This window comes from Streptomyces sp. NPDC057616 (assembly GCF_042800575.1).
GTDB lineage: Bacteria > Actinomycetota > Actinomycetes > Streptomycetales > Streptomycetaceae > Streptomyces.
The window spans coordinates 19955-27978 of record NZ_JBHVGU010000067.1 but is presented as its reverse complement, the minus strand read 5'-3'; the positions used below and the strand labels follow the sequence as shown (position 1 = coordinate 27978).

3 protein-coding genes and 1 pseudogene are annotated in these 8024 nt (G+C 77.2%); 2 read left to right on the top strand and 2 right to left on the bottom strand.

Annotated elements, in window-relative coordinates; translation table 11 throughout:
• Nucleotides 1–239 (bottom strand): annotated as a pseudogene (locus ACFU97_RS44285) (2-oxoglutarate ferredoxin oxidoreductase subunit alpha); the annotation flags it as partial.
• Nucleotides 240–457: 218 nt separating this feature from the next.
• Nucleotides 458–1696: an aminotransferase class V-fold PLP-dependent enzyme gene (locus tag ACFU97_RS44280; RefSeq protein WP_384268531.1), complete on the bottom strand. Its 1239-nt coding sequence runs from the start codon at nucleotides 1694–1696 to the stop codon at nucleotides 458–460.
• A gap of 409 nt (nucleotides 1697–2105) precedes the next feature.
• On the opposite strand from ACFU97_RS44280, the gene ACFU97_RS44275 reads away from it, so the two are divergent.
• Both ACFU97_RS44275 and ACFU97_RS44270 read left to right on the top strand, forming a co-directional pair.
• Nucleotides 2106–2528 carry a hypothetical protein gene (locus ACFU97_RS44275; protein ID WP_384268529.1) on the top strand — a complete coding sequence of 141 codons (423 nt, stop codon included), beginning with the start codon at nucleotides 2106–2108 and terminating at the stop codon, nucleotides 2526–2528.
• Between the two features lie 276 nt (nucleotides 2529–2804).
• Nucleotides 2805–7814 (top strand): AMP-binding protein, encoded by a 5010-nt coding sequence (locus ACFU97_RS44270; protein ID WP_384268526.1) that lies wholly within the window; start codon nucleotides 2805–2807, stop codon nucleotides 7812–7814.
• The last annotated feature ends 210 nt before the right edge of the window (nucleotides 7815–8024 follow it).

Below are 8024 nucleotides of genomic sequence, written 5' to 3'. Positions count from 1 at the left end.
AGCTGGAAGGAGGACACACCCGGCAGCGTCCCGGCGGGCGCCCGGATCTCGGCCGGGAAGTTGGGAAGGGTCGACAGATCATTCCCGAACGACGCGGTCTCGGAGGTGAACCGGTCCCCGGTGAGCTGCATCCCGTCACCGGAGTCCCCCGCGAAACGGATGATCACCCGGTGCAGAGGCCGGACCTCCTTGGCGGGTACCGCCCCCGTCTCGGACAGCTCGGTCGTTTCCACAGACATACGAGGTCGGCTCCTGTCGGTCCGTGACGCGTCTCGCGGCGGCACCGGATGGTGCGTCCACCTGAGCGCGAGGCTAGTGACGGCCGTTAGAGAAGCGCTCGCGTCCGCCCCGGCCGTGTCCCGGGCCGTGTGACGGCCGCCGGGCGTGTTCAGCTGCCCGGTGGGTGGGGGTCGTTCGGGCCGGGTGGGGGCCGGCCCTGCGGCGGGGTGGGTGGTGGTCAGGTGCCGGGCACCAGGCTCAGGTGCCGGCGGCGGGCCGGACGCGCGGCGGGTACGGGTGCGGGGGCGGGTGCCGGTGCGGGGGCGGGGGCGGCCTGCGGGTGCGGGACGGGCGTGGGCGTGGGCCGTGACTGCTCCTGGGCCAGGGTGTCGCGCAGGGCGTCGGTGAACCGGTCGATGTCCTCGGCGGTGTTGGTGTGGTGCACGGATGCGCGGACGGCGGTGTCGATCCCGCGTCCGGGCAGGTACAGGGGCATCTCCTGGGCGACCGTCTTGCACACGGCGATCCCGCGCTCGGCCAGGGCGCGGCGGATGCGTGCAGCCGGCAGCCGTTCGTGGCGGAAGGTGACGACGGCGGACTGGCGGCGGCCGGGGGCGATCAGCTCCGTGCCGGGCATCTGCTGCACGGCGGCGCGCAGGCGTGCGGCCAGATCGGCGCCGGTGTGGCCGCCGGTGCCGTCGTCGCCGGTGCCGGGGGGTGTGGCGGCGTGTGCGGCCAGGGCGGTGTCCAGGGCGGCGACGCGCGCGCCCTCCGCGGCCGGCAGCGGGGCGGGCTCGTAGGGCCCCGCGGTGTGCCGCAACGAGGGTGCCACGTAGGCGAATCCGGTCGACTGCGGGCCGCCCAGGAACCGCCAGCCGTCGCCGGTCAGCAGCTGGCAGCCGATGCGGGCGACGTCCACCGGCAGCTGCCCGACCGCGTAGGAGGCGTCGACGGCAAAGCGGCAGCGGTGGCCGGCGAGGAGGCGTCCGATGTCCTCGACGGGGTGGACGATGCCGCAGCCCGCGGGCACGTGGGGGACGCTGACGAGGGCGACGTCGTCGCCGATGTGCTGGGCCATCCACTCCAGGTCGAGGTCGCCGCCGGGGCGCAGCGGGACGACGTCCAGGCGGCAGCGGGTGCGATCGCGCAGGGCGAGCAGGGCGGTGAGGTGGCCGGCCGCCTCGTAGGGCGTGGTCCAGATGCGGTCGTGCGGGCCGAGCTCCAGCCGCTCCGTCACGGCGGCGAACGCCTCCTGCCCCCCGGCGCACACCACGGTGTCGCCGGGCGGGGCGCCGAGCAGGGCACCCAGCCGCCGGTGGATCTGCCGCTGCAGGACGTCGTCGAGGCGCTCCTCCAGCTCGTAGGGCCCGTAGCGGTCCTCGAAGCGGGTCCATTCGGTGAGCGTCTCGAGGACGGCGGCGGGCATGCGGCCGAGGCCGGCCGAGTTCAGACGGACCCTTCGGTCGCCGTGGGACATCGCGTTCACTTCCGGGGCCTCCCCCCGTCACGGGATTCCAGGCAATGTATTGCCCGGTGCGTGGCAATACGTTGCCCACAGAATCGGGGAGTTGGCAACAGGCATTCAGGCGGCGCTCGAGCGGCGGCGTCCCGGCAACCCCGGATTCGGTTGCGTGCGGCTTCCTTCCCTAGGAATTGCCAAGCGTTGCCAGAGCAGTTCTCGTTTTGCCTGAACTCGGCGTCTGTGCAGTTCAGATGAGGTTTTGTGTGGCAAGTCGGAGGGGTCTGGAGGGGCTTTGGGGCGCATTTCGCGGGCACCTTGAGCGAATATCCACCAATTCCCGACCAATTCACGAGGATTCCTTGCCAACCTTCTAGGCAAGAGGTTGCCAAGCAACGAAAACAAAATTGACACCGAGGAGCCCGCCATGAACCGCATCGCCCGCATCGCCACCGTCGCCGCCGCCCTCGCCGCCACCGCCTTCTCCACCGCCGGCGCCGCGAACGCGATCGACTGGCCGCTCGCCCCCACGGCGACGACGTCCACGGCGGCGATCGACTGGCCGGCCGCGCCCGCCACCGCGGTCCAGGCGAGCGGCGACATCGACTGGCCGGTCGCCCCCGGCACCGCGGTCCAGGCGAGCGGCGACATCGACTGGCCCGTCGCCCCCGGCACCGCCGTGCAGGCCAGCGGTGACATCGACTGGCCCGTCGCCCCCGGCACCGCGGTCCAGGCGAGCGGCGACATCGACTGGCCGGTCGCCCCCGGCACCGCCGTGCAGGCCAGCGGTGACATCGACTGGCCGGCCGCGGGCAGCGACATCGACTGGCCGGCCTCCGCCGCCGTCTGATCCGCGCCCGGGCCTTCGCGCCCGCTCCGTGACGCCCCCGCAGGCCACCGTGCCCGGCGGGGGCTTCGGCGTTTCGGGGCCGGGCCGGGGTCGTCAACTTCCTTTGGCGGGTGGGTGGTTGGCAAGTCCTGCCGGGGGTTTTGGCAACATCCCGGTCGTGCTGTCTGCGACTCCATCGCCGCTCGACCGGGGCGAGACGCCCCCTCGAATCACCCTTGCCACGATTCAGGCAACGTTTTGCCAACCCGGAAAGCCGCGTCGAAGGAGCGAGTGCTGATGTCCCTCTCCGGACTCATCGAGCAGCAGGTCCTGGCGGGCCCCGACGCGATCGCGGTCCACTACCCCGGGCACGCCGGGCAGCGCGGCGGGCATCTGACCTACCGTGAACTGAGCCGTGCGGCCAACCGCCTGGCCGCGCACCTCCAGGCGCGCGGCATCCGCCGCGGCGACCGGGTGGTCCTCTCGCTGCGGCCCGGCCCGGAGCTGGTGAGCGCGCTGCTGGGCGCGGTGCGCGCCGGTGCCGCCTACGTGCCGGTCGATCCCGCCGCCCCCCTGGCCCACCGTCACCTGGTGGTGCGCGACTGCGCGGCCGGCGTGGTGCTGACCGACGGCGCGGGCGCCGGCGACTACGCGGGCCTGGGCGCGGTGGTGGTCGACCTGGACGCGGAGGCCGGTGAGATCGCCGGGCGTTCGGCGGCGCCGGCCGACCGGGCGGGCGAGTTCGGCCCGGACGAGGCGCTGCACGTGCGCTACTCCCCCACCCCCGCCGCCCCCGACGACGGCGGCGTTGCGGGTGGCTGCGGCGGGGCCGTGGGGGTGGAGGGGGTCGTGGTGTCGCACGGCGCGGTGGTGGACTTCGTACGCGCCACCGGTGAGCTGCAGTTGGGGCCCGCGGACGCGGTGGCCCAGAGCGCCGGGTCCGCGCTGGACGCGGTGGTCTTCGAGGTGTGGGCGACGCTGGCGGCCGGGGCCCGGCTGGTGGGCCTGGGCCCGGACACGGTCGCGGACGCGGGCCGGTTCCAGGACGCGGTGCGCGCCCTGGGGGTGTCGGTGGTGTTCTTGCCGGCCGCGCTGTTCGACGCGATCGCCCGCCGCCGGCCGGCGGCCTTCGCGTCGCTGCGGACCGTGCTGATCGGCGGGCAGGGGGTGGATGCGCGGCGGGTGCGGCAGGTGTGCGCGGCCGGCGCGCCGGGGCGGCTGCTGCACCTGTACGGGCCGGCCGGCACCGCGCCCGCCCTCTGGCGGGAGGCCGGCGGGCCCCACCCCGCCACCGAGACCGCCACCGGGAACGGGGCCGGGAGTGGGGCCGGGAGTGGGGCCGGGGAGGGTGAAGTGGGGCTGGCGGGCGTGGAGTTGGACGAGGACATGGGTGTCGCCGGCGGCTGCGGCGGCCTGTCGTTGCCGGTGGAGGAGGTGGCGGAGTGGCGGGCGGCGGCGGTGGCGCGGATCGGGGAGCTGCCGCGCCGCCGGGTGCTGGAGCTGGGGGCGGGGGGCGGGCTGCTGGAGGACCTCGCCCGGGATGGGAAGGTCGAGGAGTACTGGGCCACCGACCCCTCCCCCGCGGCCGTCGCCGCGCTGCGGGCGCGGGTGGAGGCCGAACCGGTGCTGAAGGGCAAGGTCCGTCTCGCCCGCCGCGGCATCGAGGACCTGGGCGGGCTGCCGGCCGGTCACTTCGACACCGTCGTCGTCTCCTCGGTGAGCCGGCATGTGCCCGACGCGGCCGGTCTGCGGCGGCTGGTGGAGGGGGCGTTGGGGCTGCTCGCCCCGGGCGGCTCGCTCTTCCTGGGGGATCTGCGCAACCTCGATCTGGCGCACTGCCGGCACACCGCCCTCGCGCTGGCGCGCACGGGCGGGGTGCCGGGCGACCGGGAGGCGCTGCGCCGCGACATCGAGGTCCGGGTCGCCGCCGAGCGTGAACAGCCCCTGGCCCCGGCCGGGTTGGTGCGGCTGGCCGGTGACCTGCCCGCGGTGCGCGGCCTGGACCTGCGCGCGCCGCGGGGGGTTGAGCACAACGAGCTGACCCGGTACCGCTACGACGCGGTGCTCAGCACCGCCCCTGCGGTCGCCGACCTCGCCGCCGCGCCCGCGGTGCGCTGGGGGCAGGACGTCGACACGGTGGCCGGGTGGCAGCAGGCGCTGCGCACCGGCCGGCCGGCCGTGCTGCGGCTGGCGGGGGTGCCCAACCGGCGGGTGCACGACGCGTACACGGCCATGCAGTCCCTGTTCGACCCGCGGGAGGGCATCGACCTGGCGCCGCAGGACGCGCCCGCGCCCGGCCTCGAGGTGCTGTGCGCGGCGGCCGAGCGGCTGGGCTACCGGGCCCTGGCGACCTGGGGGGAAGTGCCGCACCTGCTCGACGTCGTCGCCGTCGACCCGGCCCGCGTCCCGGCGGGCCCGGTGAGCGGCCTGTACGTGCCGTCGGCCGCCGCGGCCGGCCCCGCCCCCGCCCCCGTACCCCTGTCCGTGCCTGCCCCTGTGCCCGCGTCTGCGCCGGTGCCCGTGTCCGGGGCCGCCGCGGGCCAGGACGGGAACGGGGCCGAGGGCGGGGGCGAGGGTGGCGGCGGGGGCGGGGGGCAGCCCGGCACGCCGGTCGAGGAGATCGTGTGCGACCTGTTCGCCGAGGCGGTGGGCGCGGCCCGCCAGCAGGTGCACGCCGACTGCGACTTCTTCCGGCTGGGCGGGGACGCGCGGGCCGCGGACCGGCTGCTGGAGCGGGTGCGGGAGATGCTGGACGTGGAGCCGGGGGTGCGGGCGCTGTACGAGCATCCCACCCCGGCCGCGTTCGCCGCGCTGGTCGGGGACCGTCCGGCCGCCCGCCCGGGCCCCCGCGTCCCCATGACGGAGGAGAGCGCGCAGTTCACGCTGCGGCTGCGCGGCCCGCTGGACACCGGCGCCCTGCAGGCGGCGCTGGAGGACCTCGGCCGCTGCCATGCGGTGCTGCGCAACTCCCGGCTGGGCTTCGCCGGCACCCGGCTGCAGGCGCTGGCCGCCGAGGAGCACCTGCTGCACCTGGCGCTGCCCGCCGACCGGGTCGACTGCTGGTCGCGGCTGCCGCTGGCCGGTGAACTCGCCCGCGCCTACACCGCGCGGGCGGGGGGCGCCGGCCCGTGCCGTGTGCTGCCCGGCCCGGACGTCGCGCCCCGCGCGCACGGCGATGCCGTGCCGGCCACCCCGGTGCCCGGCAGCGCCGCCGCCCCGGCGGGCGGCGGTCACGGCCGGGTGGAGACGCAGCTGGATGCCGGGCTGCACGCGCGGCTGACCCGTCTGGCCGCCGCGCGCGGCGCCACCGTGTTCATGGTGGTGCACGCCGCGCTGGCCGCCCTGCTGCACCAAATGGGCGCGGCCGGCACGGTCACGGTGGCCGCGCCGGTGCCGGCCCGCGGCAGCGCCGCCCTGCGGCGGGCGGTCGGCTCCTTCGGGCGGGTGCTGGCGCTGAGCGTGGACACCGGCGGCGATCCCGCCTTCGGTGAACTGCTGCGCCGGGTGCGCGCCGCGGATTTGGCCGCCTACACCGACGCCCGGGCGCCGCTGGCGGCGCCGGGCGGCGGGATCGCGCTGAGCGTGCAGCGGGAGGCGGCCGGGCAGGTCGGCGCGGGCGGGCTGTCGATCCGCGTCGAGCCGGGCACCCCGCCGCTGCCGGCCGCGGACCTCGCGCTGACGCTGACCGAGCGGCACAGCGTGGCGGGCGCACCGGCCGGCCTCACCCTGAGCGCCGCCTTTTGCCACGAGAGGGTCGGCGAGAGCGCCGCCGCGGCGCTGGCCGGCCGGCTCACCGCCCTGCTGCGCGCCGCCGTGATCGCGCCGGACACCCCGCTGAGCCGGCTGCGGCCCGCGCCGGCGGGCGCCCAGGCCGGGAGCGCGGGCGGGGTGTGGGCGGGCACGGATGTGCCCTCCACGGGGCACGACGTGGCCGCCCTGGTCGCCGCCCAGGTGGCCCGCGCGCCCCGGGCGCCGGCCTTGGCCGGCCTGGACTACGCCGAACTCGACGCCCGTTCCGACCTGTTGGCGCACGCCCTGATCGCCCAGCAGGCCGGGCCCGGCCGCTGCGTGCTGACCGCGCTGTCCTCCCCCACCAACTTCGCCGTCGCCGCGCTCGCGGTGGCCAAGACCGGCGCCGCGCTGCTGCCGGTGGACCCCGCCCACCCCCTCGCCCCCGGCCCGCGCCCGGCGGTGCTGCTGCTGGACGAGACCGCCGACCTGCTGCTGGAGGCCGTGCCCGGCGCGGCCCGGCTGGTGCGCGAGGACGCCGCCGACCGGCTGCCGCCGGCCGGGCACTGGCCCCTCACCGCCGCCGACCGGATCCGCCCGCTGCGCGCCGAGGACCCGCTGCTGCTGGCCCCCGGCGAGACGGGTACGGCCGCCGTCGGCGGCGAGGCGGTCACCGCGGCCGCCCTGAGCGCCCCGGTCGACGCCGGCTGGCTGGTGCGCGGCTACCCCGACGCGGACACCGCCCTGGGCCTGCTGAGCACCCTGGCCGCCGGCGCCCGCATCCACCTGCCCGACCCGCGCCTGAGCGCGGACGTCCCGCACGAGGTGCTGGGCTGGCTGCGCCGCCGCAACGCCCGCATGGTGCTGGGCGGCGCCGACGACATGCTGTGCGCCCTGATCGCCCTGGCCCGCACCGACCCCACCCCGCTGCGCGTCAGCGGCGGCTGGGCCGAGGGCCGGCTCGTCGTCGACCTCACGCCCGGCGCCCCGGCCCGGCCCGCCCCCGGCCACCGCGCCTACCTCCTGGACGCCGCGCTGCGCCCGGTCGCCCCCGGCCACAGCGGAGCCCTCTACATCGCGGGCGCCGGGGTGGCCCAGCACTGCCGCCCGCACGACGGCGCCGACCGCTACCTGCCCGACCCCTTCGGCGGCCCGGACGGCGGCACCGCCCGCATGTGGCGCACCGGCCGCGCCGCCCGCCTCGACGGCCACGGCACCCTCCGGGTCGGCGACCACCCCGCCCCCGACGACCCGTTCACCGACCCGGCCGCCGCCTTCCTCGTCCTGAGCGACCCCCACGGCCGGCGCGCCCTGTGGCCCGCGACGGCCCCCGTCCCGCCCGGCTGGCGGCAGGAACACCCCGCAACCTCCTACGACCGCTGCCTGCCCCACCTCACCCACCAACCCGGCCACCCCCTGGACGGCCAGGCCGGCCACCGGCTGGACGACCGGGCAGGCCACCCCCTGGACGACCGGGCCGGCCACCCGCTGGACGGCCGGGCAGCCGGTGACCCGGTGGACGACCGGGCCGGTGACGCGGTGGAGGACCGGCTCGGTGACGTGGGCGGCCCGTCGTAGGCGACCCGTACCGAACCGCCTCAGCTGCCCCGGCCCGAACACGGAGCGGGACGGCCTGGGTCTGGACCCGGCCTGGGGACGGTCGGCCTCGAGGGCGTTGTGGTCAAGGGCAGCCAACAGCCCTAACTGCCCGGCCGAGGGCCTGGATCAAGGTTCGCTCGCGCACCACCACCGAGGGACTGATCGGCGGGATTACCAGGATACTGACCT